Below are 14,920 nucleotides of genomic sequence, written 5' to 3' on the forward strand. Positions count from 1 at the left end.
TCGACGACGTCGTCGAGCAGCGCCATCAGCGCCGACCAGTTCTGCGAGGAGCCGCCGAGGCCGTGCACGAACAGGGCGGGCGGCAGTCCCTCCCGCGCGGGCGGGCGCGAGCGCACGGTCAAGGTGAGCCCGGGGAGCTCGACCGAGCGGAGGTGCTCTCCCTCTTCGGCCCCGACAGGTGTCACCCTGGGAAGAACATTGGCGGGCGGCGCGGAGGGCAGCTCGGTCGAAGACATGCGGCAATGTTACGAGACGATCACACGGCGACTCTGTGTCCACTGTCACAGATCGTGCGTCCCCCGGACCGCGGATCGCATAGCGTCCATTTCGGGTGTCTCCTACGCTCGTACACGGTGTCCCCTACGCTCGTACACAGGGCACCCGCATTCGGCCCCTGCTTCCGTCAGGGACACCCGCAGGGACATGTCGCACGAAGGGAGCCCAGCATGGCATTCGAGCCCATCGATCCCGAGACGGTCGAGGACGACGACATCCCGGAGATCGACGTCGAGACCCCCAAGCACGACGCCGTCGAGCAGCAGGCGGACATCGCACCGGAGGAGGACGAGCTCCCTCTCGGCGACCCGACCCAGGCCAGCGAGGCGGATCTCATCGAACAGGCGCGGATCGTCTCCCTGGACGAGGACGACTACCGGTGAGGCGCGCGGCGACATGCGAATAGACGTTCGGCGCCTCCAGCGGAACCCCCAGCGGAAGAAGTCGTCGCCGGCCAGGAACGAAGCAGCGCCATGCCCGGAATGATTGTGTTCAAAAACCTCTGCGCCGCTTTCACCACCGTCCAGTCCGTGAAATTCTGCGCTCGCACCGCGCACGGCACGGTTACCGAAAAGTACGATGGCGGCGCGGCGTACACCGCATATGGACGACTTTGGGAGGCGGCGTGACAGCCATCGAGCAGACAGAGGCGGCACGCCCGCGAGGTACGCGCCTGCCGCGCCGCGCCCGGCGGAACCAGCTGCTGGGCGCCGCCCAGGAGGTCTTCGTGGCGCAGGGCTACCACGCCGCCGCCATGGACGACATCGCCGAGCGCGCCGGCGTCAGCAAGCCGGTGCTCTACCAGCACTTCCCGGGCAAGCTCGATCTCTACCTCGCCCTGCTGGACCAGCACTGCGAGGCGCTCATCCAGGCCGTGCGGAACGCGCTGGCGTCGACGACCGACAACAAGCAGCGTGTGCGCGCCACGATGGACGCCTACTTCGCGTACGTCGAGGACGACGGCGGTGCCTTCCGGCTGGTCTTCGAGTCGGACCTGACGAACGAGCCGGCGGTGCGCGAGCGCGTCGACAAGGTCACCAACGAGTGCGCCGAGGCGATCTGCGACGTGATCGAGGAGGACACCGGTCTCTCGCGCGCGGAGTCCATGCTGCTCGCCTCCGGTCTCGGCGGCCTGGCGCAGGTGGTGGCCCGCTCCTGGCTGCACAGCGACCGCAAGGTCCCGCGCGAGCAGGCGGTCCAGCTGCTGACCTCCCTGGCCTGGCGCGGCATCGCCGGCTTCCCGCTGCACGGGAGCGAGCAGCGGGACCGCTGAGCCGTGAGCTGTTCGCTCACGGCGAGCCCCGGCGCGCCGTGTTCATCCCCTCACCGGGCTAATGTGTGCAGGTGTGGCGCGGAAGGTCGCGCACTTCACCGATCGTTCGGAGGGACATAGCCGTGGAGGTCAAGATCGGCGTGCAGCACGCGCCCCGCGAGATCGTTCTGGAGAGCAACCAGAGCTCCGAGGAGATCGAGCGGACGGTGGCCGAGGCGCTGTCCGGGAAGTCGCAGCTGCTGACCCTCGTGGACGAGCACGGCCGCAAGGTGCTGGTTCCGGCCGACCGTCTCGCGTACGTCGAGGTCGGTGAGCCGGCCCCGCGCAGGGTGGGCTTCGGCGCGCTGTGAGCGTGCGCCGCGGCGACGGCCGGCGCAGCGGCAGCCGTCGGCGGCCTTCCGGGACACCTGCGGGCGTCTGCGGACGAGGACGGCGAGAACGGCGGAAACGAACAAACGAACAGAGGAACAACGACGGCAGGGGCGCGGCGGTGCGGGACCGCCCGCGCCCCTGCCGTCTTTTCTGCTTTTCCGCGCGGGTTTTCTCCACAGGTCTCCACAGGTGGCGCACATTCCCCGCCCGAAGAGGGTTGCCCTCCGCAGGTCAGGGGTATGACGGGCTACGACCGTCAGCACCGGCCGACCATTACGACCGTCAGCACCGGCCGACCATGTGGGAGGGAACCGTCGCATGCTCTGGGAAACGCTCGGCTCCGCGCTGATCGGCCTGCTGCTCGGCTGGACCGCGTTCCACCGTCTCGCCCACCGTCTGCCCTCCCGCCTGCTGGTGCAGTCGACCGGTGTCGCCGGCGCCCTCTTCGGTGCCTTCGTCACCCACAGCGCGCTCGGCTCCGGCGGACCGCTGCCGGCCCTGCTCGGCGCGGCGGTCGTCTCCACCGCCGCGCTGTCGCTGCTGGTGCGTCCCGCGGCAGGACTGGGCCGGCGCTCGGCCCCGGCCTGATCCGGCGCCGGGGCGGCGGTGCGCTCCCCCAAGGGGCCGGGGTCTAGGCCGCCAGGCCCAGAGCGGCCATCCGCTTGGTGTGCGCCTCGGTGATCCGGGAGAACATCTTGCCGACCTCGGCGAGGTCGAAGCCGTCCGCGACACCGCCGACGAGCATCGTGGACAGCGCGTCCCGCTCGGCCACGACCCGCTGGGACTGCGACAGGGCCTCGCCCATCAGACGCCGCGCCCACAGCGCGAGCCGGCCTCCCACACGCGGGTCCCTCTCGATCGCCGCACGCACCTTCTCCACCGCGAACTCGGCGTGCCCGGTGTCGGCGAGGACGGCGAGGACGAGCTCCCGCGTGTCGGAGTCCAGACGGACGGCCACCTCCCGGTAGAAGTCGCTGGCGATCGAGTCGCCGACGTAGGCCTTGACGAGCCCTTCCAGCCAGTCCGAGGGCGCCGTCTGCTTGTGGAAGCCCTCCAGGGCGGCGACGAACGGCTCCATCGCGGCGGTCGGGTCCTCGCCGATCTCCGTGAGCCGGTCGCGCAGCCGCTCGAAGTGGTGGAATTCGGCCGACGCCATCTTCGCCAGCTCGGCCTTGTCCGCGAGGGTGGGTGCCAGCTTGGCGTCCTCCGCGAGCCGCTCGAACGCCGCGAGCTCCCCGTACGCGAGCGCGCCGAGCAGGTCCACGACCGCGGCGCGGTACTGCGGGTCGGCGGCGGCCGTCGCCCAGTCCTGGGCGGCGATCCCGGTGCGCCCGGCCGCTGCGTCGGAGGTGTCGGAGGTGTTGTCAGACTTGTCAGAGCTCGTCATGAAGCGCACAATAGCCCGCTCTCCGTGCGGGAGCAGGACCCGGCCGACCAGTGTGACGACGACTACGTGACCGAATCAGCCATCGCATGTGCGCGTTTCCGGGGTATGGTGGTATTGCGCCTGCTGAGTACGCCGACGTGAGAATGGTGTACGTCGACAGGCCGCATGTACGAGGATGCCCGGTCGGTGGCCCGATCGGCTCCGACCCGACAGCCCTCCCTGACCGTACGGCTTTGTGCGTACGACGGTCGGAGGGAACCTCCAAGCGGTACGAGCGCTGGAGCGTCGGCTGTGGTCCCGTGCCACACCGTCCGCCCCGTGAGGGTGGCCGACGTCCCCGGCACGGTCAGGTGACACGACCCCCGCGCTCGCCTCGCGCCGCACACACGGAAGAGGCAGCACCCTGACTACGACGTTCCGAGAACTCGGGATCCTTCCCGAAACCGCCGAGGCCCTGGAAGCCGTCGGCATCACCACACCCTTCCCCATTCAGGAGATGACGCTGCCCGTGGCCCTGACGGGCACGGACGTCATCGGCCAGGCCAAGACCGGCACCGGCAAGACGCTCGGCTTCGGCATCCCGCTCCTCGAGCGCGTGACCGTCCCCGCCGACGTCGAGGCCGGGCGTGCCGCCCCCGAGGCCCTCACCGATGCTCCGCAGGCGCTCGTCGTCGTCCCCACGCGCGAGCTGTGCATCCAGGTCGCCAACGACCTGCTGACCGCCGGCAAGGTGCGCAATGTGCGGGTCGTCTCGATCTACGGCGGGCGGGCCTACGAGCCGCAGGTGGAGGCCCTGAAGAAGGGCGTCGACGTGGTCGTCGGCACCCCGGGCCGGCTGCTGGACCTGGCCGGGCAGGGGAAGCTGGTCCTGAAGCATGTGAAGTGCCTGGTGCTCGACGAGGCCGACGAGATGCTCGACCTGGGCTTCCTGCCCGATGTCGAGAAGATCATCGACATGCTGCCGGCCAAGCGGCAGACCATGCTGTTCTCGGCCACCATGCCGGGCGCGGTGATCGGGCTGGCCCGCCGCTACATGTCGCACCCCACGCACATCCGGGCCACCGCGCCGGACGACGAGGGAGCGACGGTCGCGAACATCCGGCAGTTCGTCTACCGCGCGCACTCGCTCGACAAGCCGGAGATGGTGGCCCGCATACTGCAGGCCGAGGGCCGCGGGCTGGCGATGATCTTCTGCCGGACCAAGCGCACGGCGGCCGACATCGCCGAGCAGCTGCAGCGCCGCGGCTTCGCCGCCGGCGCGGTCCACGGCGACCTCGGCCAGGGCGCCCGCGAGCAGGCGCTGCGCGCCTTCCGCAACGGCAAGGTCGACGTCCTGGTCTGCACCGACGTGGCCGCGCGCGGCATCGATGTCGAGGGCGTCACGCACGTCATCAACTACCAGTCGCCCGAGGACGAGAAGACGTATCTGCACCGCATCGGCCGTACGGGGCGTGCGGGTGCGTCGGGCACGGCGATCACGTTCGTCGACTGGGACGACGTCCCGCGCTGGCAGCTGATCAACAAGGCGCTGGGGCTGGACTTCCACGAGCCGGTGGAGACGTACTCCACCTCCCCGCACCTGTTCTCGGACCTGGGCATTCCCGAGGGGACCAAGGGCGTCCTGCCGCGTTCGGAGCGCACCCGTGCCGGGCTGGACGCGGAGGAGCTGGAGGACCTGGGCGAGACCGGTGGCCGGGGCGGTCGCGGACGGGGCCGGGGCGGCCGGGGCGCGGCGCACGGCGCCGACCGTGAGCGCCCGGCGCGCAGGCCGCGTCGCAGGCGCCGGCTGCGCGGCGGTGTGCCGGTGGACTCGGCGCCGGACGCCAAGGACGCCGGCACCGCGGCGGCCGGGCCGGCGGCCGCGGAGGAAGGGACCACCGCCCCCCGGACGCCGCGCCGCAGGCGCCGTACACGGGGTGGGGTGCCGACGCAGCCGGCGACGGCCCCGGAGTCCGCGGAGCCCGTGGAGTCCGCGGAGCCCGTGGAGTCCGCGGAGCCCGTGGAGTCCGCGGAGCCCGTGGAGTCCGCGGAAGCCGCGGTGACCACGGCCGAGGGTCCGGCTGCCGGGACCGCGGAGCCTGCCGCGAAGCCGCGCCGTCGCCGCGTGCGCAGGACGGCCGGGACCGCACGGTCCACGGCTGCCGCGAAGACGCCGGAGCCGGCCGAGGCGACCGCGACGGCGGCGCCGGACACGGCCGGGGCCGCGGCCGACGCCACGGCGACCGAGCCGGAGCCGAAGCCCCGTCGCCGCACCCGCAAGACGGCTGCCGCCGCCGAGGCTGCCGAGGAGGCCGGGGCCAGGCCCCGTCGCCGCACCCGCAAGGCGGCTGCCGGCACCGAGAGCGGCGGCGCCGGGATTCCCGCGCAGGCCGACGGCGAGCCGCAGGCCGGTGAGCCCCGCCGCCGCACCCGCAAGGCCGCCGCGACGAGGACCGCCACCGTGACAAAGTCCGCGGAGGCCTGACGGTCCGGCACCGCACGCCCGGCGAACCGGGCCGACCGGACGGTCCAGTCCCACCCCGGTGGGGCCGGGCCGTCCCCGTACGCCCGGCCGGTTCCCCCGACTGCCGGCTCGGTGCCCCGGGCGGGTCTTCTCCTCGGTAACCTCGGCGCATGAGCAGGCCCCCGACGTTCGTCCCGCCGCCCGGAGCGCGCGCGTACCGACTGCGTACCGCGCGCGGTGAGTTCGCCGTGGTCGACGCTCCCGCCGCCGAGGGCGTCGAGCCGCGGGGCACCGCCCTGCTGCTGCCGGGGTTCACCGGGAGCAAGGAGGACTTCAACCCGCTGCACGAGCCGCTCGCGGCGCGCGGGTACCGGACGGTGGCCGTGGACGGGCGCGGGCAGTTCGAGACGGACGGACCCGCGGACGACGAGTCCGCGTACGCCCAGAGGGAACTCGCCCTGGACGTCCTCGCACAGGCGGAGGCGCTCGGCACCCCCGTGCATCTGCTCGGGCACTCCCTCGGCGGCCAGATCGCCCGTGCGGCCGTGCTGCTCGACCACTCCCCCTTTCTCTCGCTCACCCTGATGTCCTCCGGCCCGGCGCAGATCTCCCCCTCGCAGCAGCAGCGCGTGAAGCTGCTGCGGGACGCGCTCGGTGTGATGACGATGGCCGAGGTGTGGGAGGCCATGCAGGCCGTGGAGACGACCGCGCTGGAGACGCCCGAGGAGACCGACACCGGCGCCGGACCCGGCGCGGGCCCCGACGACCGCGACGACCTGCGCCGCCGCTGGCTGGCCACCAAGCCCGCCCAGCTCCTCGCCACCGGCCGCCAGTTGTGCACCGAGCCGGACCGTGTCGCCGAACTCGCCGCCGTGCCGCTGCCGTTCCATGTGCTGTCGGGTGCGGTGGACGACACCTGGCCGGTGACGCTCCTGGACGAGATGGCCGTACGGCTCGGCGCCCGGCGCACGGTCGTCGAGGGGGCCGAGCACTCCCCCAACTGCGACCGGCCGCTCGCCACGGCCACCGCCCTCGCCGACTTCTGGGACTTCGCCCTCGCGGAGCAGGGCGCCCCCTAGAACTGCGCCTGCAGGTGCTCCCAGAAGCCGTCCCGCAGCGCACGCCGCAGATCCGCCTGGCCGCGCAGGGAGTACTGGAGGAGGCACTCGGCCTCGACCAGCAGGTCCTGGTCCACCGAGCCCGGCAGATAGGGGTGCCCCGGCAGCAGCTCCCCCACGGTGCCGCGGCCGCGCTCCGCGAGCCACCTCGCGGCGATCTGGGCGCCCACGAAGCGCACGTTCTCGCGGGTCGGGCGCATCGTCGCGGTGGCGTCGTACGCGGGCGTGGTGCGCCGGGAGACGTACGGCTTGAAGAAGTCGAGGTCGAGCGTGCGCTGGCTGTCGACCTCCCAGAGCAGCGGTTCGGCCTGGTTGCGTCCCTCGGGGGCCTCGATGCCCCACAGATGGACCCGGGCGCCGTAGCCCTGGGCCGCCTCCACCGCCGACACCAGGTCCTCGTCGCCGCCGAGCAGCGCCGCGTCGCTGATGGCGCGGTGCCGGGCCAGTGACTCCAGGTCCGAGCGGATGAGGGAATCCACGCCCTTCTGCTGGTTGTTGGCGTTGAGGTTGCCCAGGCGGACCTTGACGTCCGGGAGTTCGGCGATCGACTGCTGCTCGGCGGTGTGGATGCGGCGCCTGGCGCCGTCGTACCAGTAGACGCGCAGCAGCCGGCTGTCGGCGAAGACGGTACGGGCCCGGTCGATGAGTGCCTCGATCAGTCCCTCGGCGTCCAGCTCGAAGGCCCGGCGGTCCTCCGTCCCGGCCACCAGCCGTCCCGCCGCAGCATAGAGATACCCGGCATCGACGAAGATCGCGTGCGTCGAGGGCCTCCTCGCCACCTCGGTGAGCACACGCTCCAGCAGCTCGTTCGTGCGGTCGATGCGGGCGGACAGCGCCTCGAGGTCGTCGTTCATCATTTCCATTGTTCCGGCGGTCACGCTACGAACACAACCGGTCCCGTTCGGTCGATCGACGCTCCTGTACGCATCAAGGATCAGCCGGTGATTAGTTAACCTAAAATTTTCTTTAGCATAAGGAATATGTGCGGAGCGTCGTTCGTTGTACTCGTCGGACCAAGGAGCACCCGGCCCGTGCTCCTCCAGCAATTCTCCTCGGGAGGATGACCGGACGAAGGGAGAAGCCCGTGCGCTTCGAGATCATGCGACTCGACGAGGTCGACGGCACCACCGTGGACAGCGTCGTCGTGGACGCCGCCTCCGTCGACAGGATCGTTCAGCAGGCCGCCGCGACCGGCCAGCGACTGTGGATCCGCCCGTCCGAGGAACCGGTTCCGTGACGACGGGCCCGCCGCAGGCACGGGGACCGCGCGAATGGACCGTGCGACGAGGCCGTGCGACGGGAGCCGTGCGCACCGGGCCGTGCGTGCGCGGAGTCTCAGGTGCCCTGGATCACCTGGGTGACGCCGTTGATGATCTGCTGCACGGCGATCGCGGAGAGCATCATGCCCGCCAGCCGTGTCACCAGCACCACCCCGCCGTCCTTGATGATCTTGATGATCAGCAGCGAGTGGCGCATGACCAGCCACAGCACCACATGAATGGCGAGGATGGCCGACCACACCGAGACCTGGGCGGCCACGGTGTCGGCCTTCTCCACGGCGAGGATGACCGACACGATCGCACCGGGTCCGGCCAGCAGCGGCATGCCCAGCGGGACCAGCGCGACATTGACGTCCTTGGTCTGCTGGGGCTCGTCCGACTTGCCGGTGAGCAGGTCGAGGGCGATCAGCAGCAGAAGCAGCCCGCCCGCGATCATCAGCGCCGGGACGGACACATGCAGATAGTCCAGGATCTCGTGGCCGAGCAGACCGAACACGGTGATGACCCCGCCCGCCACGCACACGGCCTGGAAGGCCATCCGCTTCTGCACCTTGCCGGGCCGGCCGGCGGTCAGCGCGAGGAAGATCGGAGTGATCCCGGGGGGATCCATGATGACAAAAAGGGTGAGGAAGAGAGAGCCGAAGAGGGCAGCGTCGAACATCGGTGAACAGGCCTTGCTGAAGACGTGCGAAAGACTCGCGGAGCACCGCGAGGAACGCGAAAAAACGGACTGCGGGACTGCGGGAACCGGAAGCCGGGGGCGGCGCGGTCTCAGGCGCCGCCGGTGCCCGGCACCGGGAACGCCCCGGTCGCCCGTCGTGTGATCTCCCCGTACACCTCGGGGTCCGTCGTGTACGCGCCGAGCGAGACGGTCTTCCGGCTGCCGTGGTAGTCGCTGGAGCCGGTCACGAGCAGCCCCAGCTCCCGGGCCAGGCCGCGCAGCCGGGCGCGGGTGCCGGGGTCGTGGTCCATGTGGTCGACCTCGAGGCCGTCGAGCCCCGCGGCGGCCAGCTCGGCGATCAGGGCCTCCGACACCGTACGGCCCCGTTTGGCGGCGGCCGGATGGGCGAGGACGCAGACCCCGCCGGCGCCCTTGACCAGCCGGATCGCCTCGAAGGGGTCCGTCTCGTGCTTCTCGACCCAGGCCCGGCCGCCGTCGGCCAGCCACTCCTGGGTGAAGGCGTCGCTCACGGTGGGGACGACGCCGAGTTCGACCAGCGCCGAGGCGATGTGCGGCCGTCCGACCGAGCCGTTGCCCGCGATCCGCGCGACCTGCTCCCAGGTGACCGGCACGCCCAGCGCGTTCAGCTTGGCGATCATCGCCTTGGCCCGCGGCACCCGGTCGTCGCGGACCAGTTCCCGCTCGGCGAGCAGCGCGGGCTCCTCGGGGTCGAAGAGGTAGGCCAGCATGTGCATGCTGACGCCGTCGGCACGGCAGGAGAGCTCGGCGCCGGTGACGAGGGTCAGCCCCTCGGGCAGCGCGGCGACCGCCTCGGCATGCCCACGAGTGGTGTCGTGGTCGGTCAGCGCGACGACGTCCAGACCGGCCGCGGCGGCATGGCGCACCAGCTCGGCCGGGGTGTCCGTACCGTCGGACGCGGTGGAGTGGGTGTGCAGATCGATGCGCACGACGCGTACTCCAGGCGGGGACGGGACGGAAGGGGACACCTCAGGATAACGGGAACTCCGCGGTGTCCTGTCACACCCGCACCGCCCCTGCGCCCCCTACGCCCCCGCACTCCGCGTCCGGTGCCCTCGCCGCCGGGCGCCCTACGGCTGCAGCAGCCGCGGCGACAGCGCCCCGCACGGCACCAGTTCCAGCTCGGCGCCCGCCTCCCGCAGATCGGCCAGCACCAGTTCGTCGTACATCAGCAGGCCCGACTGCTCGGGCCACACCACCGCCCACAGCCACAGCCCGCACGCCTCGCCCGCGAAGACGGCGCGGTCGTCCGGGGCGCCGGAGACGTGCCACAGCGGGGCGGCGTGGCCACCGGCCAGGACCTTGGCGTCCGGCGGCTTCTCGACATTCAGATGCGCACCGGGGTCCGGACCGTCGATGCCGGCATAGCGCGCACCGAGGCCGACGCCGAGCTCCTCGGCCACCAGGATGAGTTCTCCCATGCCGCCGAGCGGGCCGGGCCCGGAGCAGGCCACGGCCGTGGCACGGCCGCCGCTGCGGTCGTCCCCGGCATGGGTCACGCCCGTGAACAGCCAGCCGACCGGCAAGGGCCACGGCATCCACACCGGTACCTGCGTGCGGCGCACCACGGCCTCGAGGGCCTCGACGCTGGGTGGTATCACGGGGTGCTGCGGATACACCGGCCCGTGGACATCGCACTGCCAGGAGTCGTTGAAGAGCCCGGGAGCCCTGACCCGGCCACCGCACTTCGGGCAACTGGGTTCGCCCCTCATAGAGCCCCACGGTCCTACCCCGGCCGCGCCACGTCAAGGACGATCACCCGTCCGGCCGGAACACGCCCCGGCAAAAACGGATGCGTGCTTCCTCAACAAGCCGCCCCGGCCCACCATGCGTGAAGAACCACGACAAAGCGTGAAGACTCCTGAAGAGTCGTGGAGAACCGCGAAGGACGGTGAAGGAGCGCGGAAAGGCGTGGAGAGACACGGCAGGGCATGGAGGCGAGGAGAGACACGAAGAGGCAGGCGAGACACGGGGGCACAGGGGGGGCACGGAGGGCCGCGAAGGACTCGGCACGCCCGTCCCGGCACCCTCCCGGAGCCCCTGGGAATCCCCGGCGTCCGACCGGGAACCCCGGCCCCCTCCCGGCCCGGGAACGGCGCCGTGTCGTCCGTCAACTGCCGCCCCGGACAATCCGGTTGGTGAGATCGGTCACTCCAGGGGGACGGACCGGCGGGCGGGGTCCCGCAGATCCGTCCCGTGCGTCAGCCAGCGCTCCCGCAGCGCCTGCGCGCCGTGCACCCGCTTCCAGGCGGCCTCGTTCGGCGTCATCGGCAGCAGCGGCAGGAACCGCACGGGGTCCATCGGCTCGTCGAGTTCCAGGTCCTCCACCAGGCCGCCCGGTTCGGCCACCAGCACCGAGGTGAAGGGCGCGCCGGGCCACAGCGGCTCGCCCACGTCCAGCGAGGCGCCCGGCCGCACCACCACGCCCTCGACCTGCGGAGACGCGGCGAGAACGGCGAGCGGGCGGAGCACCTTGTCGGTGTCGGCGCGGCCGGCCCGCACCGAGAGGACCAGCTCGGCGCGCGGTCCCCTGACCGGGTCGGCGAGCATCGCCGTGGGGTCGGTCATGGGGTGGGCGGACATGCCGAGGGTGGCGTAGCGGACGACGTCCCCCTCGTGGAAGCGCAGCACCTCGATGCGGTCCGTGCCGAGGAAGGTGACCGCGGCGCGCGCGTCCGGCTCGCCCAGCGCGGAACGCAGCCGGGCCTCGACCAGAGGAAGGACATCAGCCATGCGGCGAGCATAGGACTCGTCGGCATGGGCCGAAGCAGCGGCTTGACGCACCGGGCTGCTGATACGCTTGATCGGTCGTCCGGGACCGCATGCAGAAGCATCGCGTTCGAGTCCCGGCACCGAAGGACTCCCTCACGAGGGACCGGCCGGAGGAGGTGGGGCTGTCATGGACCGAAGTCGACCGTGCAGTAGCACCCGCTCTTCCTGGCCACTGATGTAGTTGTCGCGGCTTCGGCCGGCGGCCGCCTCTCGTTCTCGTGCCCTGGTCGCCTCCGTGTCCTGGCGCGTGTTGTCCGGAAGAGCGCTCGTTTCGTCTGCCTGATCCGAACGGCCTGTCCGATTCCGAATCGGCAACGAAGTCCGCGCCACCGCGACGGTGCGGTGCTCCCCGCTTTGTGGACGCGCCAAACATCCTCTCCACAAGGACGTCCTCATTCCGGGCAGTTCCAGCCGTCGTCGGCGGCCCTTCGTTGCTCGCTGCGAAGGAGCCTTTCCATGTCGATGATCCGTGACCTGCGTGCCGTGGTCCGTCCCTCCCGTGCGTCCGTGCGCAAGGACGAGTGCGCGTATCCCGCCCCGCAGGCCCCTGCGGCGCTCTCCGCCGTCGTGGACTGCGCCGTCTACCGCGACGGCGTCCGCGTCCGGACGCCGCACCCGCTCACCCCGCAGGAGGCGATGCGCCTGGTGCGGCGCGACGGCGGCTTCGCCTGGATCGGTCTGCACGAGCCGACCGAGGCCGAATTCGCCGGTATCGCCAGGGAGTTCGGCCTGCACCCGCTGGCCGTGGAGGACGCGGTCACCGCCCACCAGCGGCCCAAGCTGGAACGTTACGACGACACCCTCTTCACCGTCTTCAAGACCATCCACTACCTCGACCACGACAAGCTCACCGCCAACAGCGAGATCCTGGAGACCGGCGAGGTCATGTGCTTCACCGGGCGGGACTTCATCGTCACCGTCCGGCACGGCGGCAAGGGGTCGCTGCGCACGCTGCGGCACCGGCTGCAGGAGGACCCCGAGCTGCTGGCCAAGGGCCCCTCGGCGGTGCTGCACGCCATCGCCGACCATGTCGTCGACGGCTACATCGCGGTCGCGGACGCCCTGCAGGGGGACATCGACGAGGTGGAGACGGAGGTGTTCTCGCCGGGCCGGAGCAGCACCGCGCGCGGCACCGACGCCGGCCGGATCTACCAGCTCAAGCGCGAGGTCCTGGCGTTCAAGCGGGCGGTGTCGCCGCTGCTGCGGCCCATGCAGCTGCTGAGCGAGCGGCCGATGCGGCTGATCGACCCGGACATCCAGAAGTACTTCCGGGACGTGGCCGACCACGTGGCCCGGGTGCAGGAGCAGGTCATCGGCTTCGACGAGCTGCTCAACTCCATCCTCCAGGCCAACCTCGCCCAGGCCTCCGTGGCGCAGAACGAGGACATGCGGAAGATCACGTCCTGGGCCGCGATCATCGCCGTGCCGACGATGGTGTGCGGGGTGTACGGCATGAACTTCGATCACATGCCCGAGCTGAAGTGGAAGTACGGCTATCCGATGGTCCTGATCATCATGGCCGGGATCTGCCTGGGCATCCACCGCACGCTCAAGCGCAACGGCTGGCTGTGAGCGGGCTCGTTACCCTTGCTGCCATGACACCCGCCAGGACGAACGAGCTGCTCGACCGGGCCCTTGTCGAGGAGGCCGCCAAGAAGTCCGGCCTCGTCTGGGTCGGGGCTCCCGGCGCTCCGGCACGCGCCCTGTGGCATGTGTGGCACGAGGGTGCGGTGTGCCTGGTCGGCGACGGACCCGGCGAACAGCCGCTGCCGGGGCTGACCTCCGGGGCAAGGGTCGAGGTGACGGTGCGCAGCAAGGACAAGGGCGGCCGTCTGGTCTCCTGGGCCGCGAAGGTCGTGGAGCTGGCGCCGGACTCGGAGGCGTGGCAGGCGGCGGTGGCCGAGCTGAAGGGCAAGCGGCTCAACGCGCCCGACGGCGAGGCCATGACGCAGCGCTGGGCCCGGGAGTGCCGGGTGCTGCGGCTGGAGCCGACGGGGACGACGCTGCCGCTGCCGGAGGACTCGCTGGCCCGGGCGCCGCTGCCGACACCGGCGACGACCCGGCGGCCGGTCCCGGACGGGCTGCCGCGGCTGCTGTCGAGGAAGCGGCGGGGAAAGTAGCGGTCCGGTGGGACGCGACGGGAGCGCAGGACCGGTGGGAGCGGCGTCAGGACGTCGGCAGCTGCTTGCCGTAGTCGACCGTCTCGCTCTTCTCCGGCTGCTCCAGCGGGAATTCCTTGCCCCAGTCCGAGAAGATCAGGGTTCCCGCGCCTCCCGCACGCACCAGGCGCAGGGGGTAGGGCCTGCCCTCCAGGGAGACGTCCAGGGTGCCGCCGGTGCCCTTGCCGCCGGTGATGCGGATCGTGCGCACGCCGGACTGTTTGTGGTGGCCGTCCTTGGACAGCGTGCCGTGCAGGGTGAGCAGCCCGTCGAGGAGGACGTCCTTGTCCGTGAAACCGCTGAACCGCTTGTACGCGGGGTCGCCCTGCGGCACCTTCACATACTTGCCGTCGAGCTTCTCGGCGGCTCCGCTGGCCCTGCCGTTGTCGTCGACCTGGCCCCAGAACTCGGCGCCCGCCTTCAGATACAGCTGCTCCCCGATCCGCAGCAGCCCGAAGGTCACTCCCCCGGAGGTGACCGAGCCGGTGGCGCCGTCGCTCTTCAGCCGCATGTCGAGCCGGTAGGTACGGCCGCCGCTGACCACGTTCCCGGACAGGTGCACGGCGTCCGCGGACTCGGCCGCCGACCGCGTCCTGGCCTGGATCTGCTGGGCCGACAGCCGGCCCACCCCGTTGGTGCCGGCGTCCGGGTCCTCCTGGGAGCACCCTGTCAGTCCCGTGCCCGCGACGACCACAGCGCACAGCACGCCCGTCAGCGTGGTCCGGCGAGTACGGCCCTGGGGAATCACGGTCACGGACGGCGCTGCCTTTCTGCGGAGGTCCTGATGTCCGCGGGGTTCCTGAAACGGCGTACGGCAGCGTACCGGGGCCGCGCCAGACGGGCGGAACCAGACCGTCCAGCGCGCTCACCAGCGCGTATCCGACCGGGGCAAGCTAGCCTGAAGCCCGTCTGAGCGGGCATTGGGGAGAAGAAAACCCAGCACGTACGCATCACGTACCACAGAGCCACGAGCCCACAAAGCCACGCACAACAGAGCCATGCAAAGGAGGCGCAGCCATGGCAGCGGGCGCCCCCCGGATCTTTCTGTCGCACCTGTCCGGCGCCGCCGTCTTCGATCCGAACGGCGACCAGGTGGGGCGCGTACGGGATCTGGTCGTCATGCTGCGCGTCGGGCGCCGG

Annotated in this window: 17 protein-coding genes; 9 read left to right on the plus strand and 8 right to left on the minus strand. The window is 71.4% G+C overall.

Annotated features, from left to right (window positions below):
• The coding region (locus CCN35_RS19475; RefSeq protein WP_425444309.1) for an alpha/beta fold hydrolase at positions 1 to 236 on the minus strand (236 nt) is incomplete at its 3' end.
• Between the two features lie 210 nt (positions 237 to 446).
• On the opposite strand from CCN35_RS19475, the gene CCN35_RS19480 reads away from it, so the two are divergent.
• The 4 genes from CCN35_RS19480 (at position 447) to CCN35_RS19495 (ending at position 2,509) form a co-directional block, all read left to right on the plus strand.
• A complete protein-coding gene (locus CCN35_RS19480) occupies positions 447 to 659 on the plus strand; it encodes a hypothetical protein (protein ID WP_067391716.1) in 213 nt (70 codons plus the stop codon).
• A gap of 242 nt (positions 660 to 901) precedes the next feature.
• Positions 902 to 1,549 carry a TetR/AcrR family transcriptional regulator gene (locus CCN35_RS19485; RefSeq protein WP_067391719.1) on the plus strand — a complete coding sequence of 216 codons (648 nt, stop codon included), beginning with the start codon at positions 902 to 904 and terminating at the stop codon, positions 1,547 to 1,549.
• A gap of 122 nt (positions 1,550 to 1,671) precedes the next feature.
• Positions 1,672 to 1,899 (plus strand): DUF3107 domain-containing protein, encoded by a 228-nt coding sequence (locus CCN35_RS19490; RefSeq protein WP_067391722.1) that lies wholly within the window; start codon positions 1,672 to 1,674, stop codon positions 1,897 to 1,899.
• Positions 1,900 to 2,239: 340 nt separating this feature from the next.
• Entirely contained in the window at positions 2,240 to 2,509 is a 270-nt protein-coding gene (locus tag CCN35_RS19495) for a hypothetical protein (protein WP_067391725.1), read from the plus strand.
• Positions 2,510 to 2,552: 43 nt separating this feature from the next.
• Here the strand turns inward: CCN35_RS19495 and CCN35_RS19500 are convergent, their stop codons facing one another.
• A complete protein-coding gene (locus CCN35_RS19500; protein WP_201450898.1) occupies positions 2,553 to 3,308 on the minus strand; it encodes a ferritin-like fold-containing protein in 756 nt (251 codons plus the stop codon).
• 496 nt (positions 3,309 to 3,804) lie between these two features.
• Between CCN35_RS19500 and CCN35_RS19505 the strand changes: the two genes are divergently transcribed.
• The gene (locus CCN35_RS19505) at positions 3,805 to 5,772 is read left to right on the plus strand and encodes a DEAD/DEAH box helicase (protein WP_245863288.1); all 1,968 of its coding nucleotides are present in this window, start codon (positions 3,805 to 3,807) and stop codon (positions 5,770 to 5,772) included.
• Between the two features lie 149 nt (positions 5,773 to 5,921).
• Positions 5,922 to 6,830 (plus strand): alpha/beta fold hydrolase, encoded by a 909-nt coding sequence (locus tag CCN35_RS19510; RefSeq protein WP_079129896.1) that lies wholly within the window; start codon positions 5,922 to 5,924, stop codon positions 6,828 to 6,830.
• On the opposite strand, the gene CCN35_RS19515 is transcribed toward CCN35_RS19510, so the two are convergent.
• A complete protein-coding gene (locus CCN35_RS19515; RefSeq protein ID WP_067397636.1) occupies positions 6,827 to 7,723 on the minus strand; it encodes an NYN domain-containing protein in 897 nt (298 codons plus the stop codon). The two genes, CCN35_RS19510 and CCN35_RS19515, sit on opposite strands and share 4 nt — an antisense overlap.
• 206 nt (positions 7,724 to 7,929) lie before the next feature.
• Here CCN35_RS19515 and CCN35_RS28440 point away from each other — a divergent pair, with 206 nt between their 5' ends.
• Entirely contained in the window at positions 7,930 to 8,106 is a 177-nt protein-coding gene (locus CCN35_RS28440) for a hypothetical protein (protein WP_158100421.1), read from the plus strand.
• A 98-nt stretch (positions 8,107 to 8,204) separates the two neighbouring features.
• On the opposite strand, the gene CCN35_RS19525 is transcribed toward CCN35_RS28440, so the two are convergent.
• The 4 genes from CCN35_RS19525 to CCN35_RS19540 all read right to left on the minus strand — a co-directional run bounded on the left by CCN35_RS19525 (position 8,205) and on the right by CCN35_RS19540 (position 11,582).
• Positions 8,205 to 8,810 (minus strand): MarC family protein, encoded by a 606-nt coding sequence (locus tag CCN35_RS19525; protein WP_067397629.1) that lies wholly within the window; start codon positions 8,808 to 8,810, stop codon positions 8,205 to 8,207.
• A 110-nt stretch (positions 8,811 to 8,920) separates the two neighbouring features.
• Positions 8,921 to 9,778 (minus strand): PHP domain-containing protein, encoded by an 858-nt coding sequence (locus CCN35_RS19530; protein ID WP_067397628.1) that lies wholly within the window; start codon positions 9,776 to 9,778, stop codon positions 8,921 to 8,923.
• 141 nt (positions 9,779 to 9,919) lie between these two features.
• Positions 9,920 to 10,561, minus strand: coding sequence for a DUF6758 family protein (locus CCN35_RS19535; protein WP_067397627.1), 642 nt, complete (start codon positions 10,559 to 10,561; stop codon positions 9,920 to 9,922).
• A gap of 436 nt (positions 10,562 to 10,997) precedes the next feature.
• Positions 10,998 to 11,582, minus strand: a complete 585-nt coding sequence (locus CCN35_RS19540; RefSeq protein WP_067397626.1) for a suppressor of fused domain protein — start codon at positions 11,580 to 11,582, stop codon at positions 10,998 to 11,000.
• Between the two features lie 495 nt (positions 11,583 to 12,077).
• Here CCN35_RS19540 and CCN35_RS19545 point away from each other — a divergent pair, with 495 nt between their 5' ends.
• Positions 12,078 to 13,193, plus strand: coding sequence for a magnesium and cobalt transport protein CorA (locus CCN35_RS19545; RefSeq protein WP_067397625.1), 1,116 nt, complete (start codon positions 12,078 to 12,080; stop codon positions 13,191 to 13,193).
• A gap of 23 nt (positions 13,194 to 13,216) precedes the next feature.
• Entirely contained in the window at positions 13,217 to 13,741 is a 525-nt protein-coding gene (locus CCN35_RS19550) for a hypothetical protein (protein WP_067397624.1), read from the plus strand.
• A 46-nt stretch (positions 13,742 to 13,787) separates the two neighbouring features.
• Here the strand turns inward: CCN35_RS19550 and CCN35_RS19555 are convergent, their stop codons facing one another.
• Complete coding sequence (locus tag CCN35_RS19555; RefSeq protein WP_067397623.1) at positions 13,788 to 14,534, minus strand: hypothetical protein; 747 nt, start codon at positions 14,532 to 14,534, stop codon at positions 13,788 to 13,790.
• Positions 14,535 to 14,920 lie beyond the last annotated feature (386 nt).

It is taken from the genome of Streptomyces thermovulgaris (genome assembly GCF_002155915.1).
GTDB classification, from domain to species: Bacteria; Actinomycetota; Actinomycetes; order Streptomycetales; family Streptomycetaceae; genus Streptomyces; species Streptomyces thermovulgaris.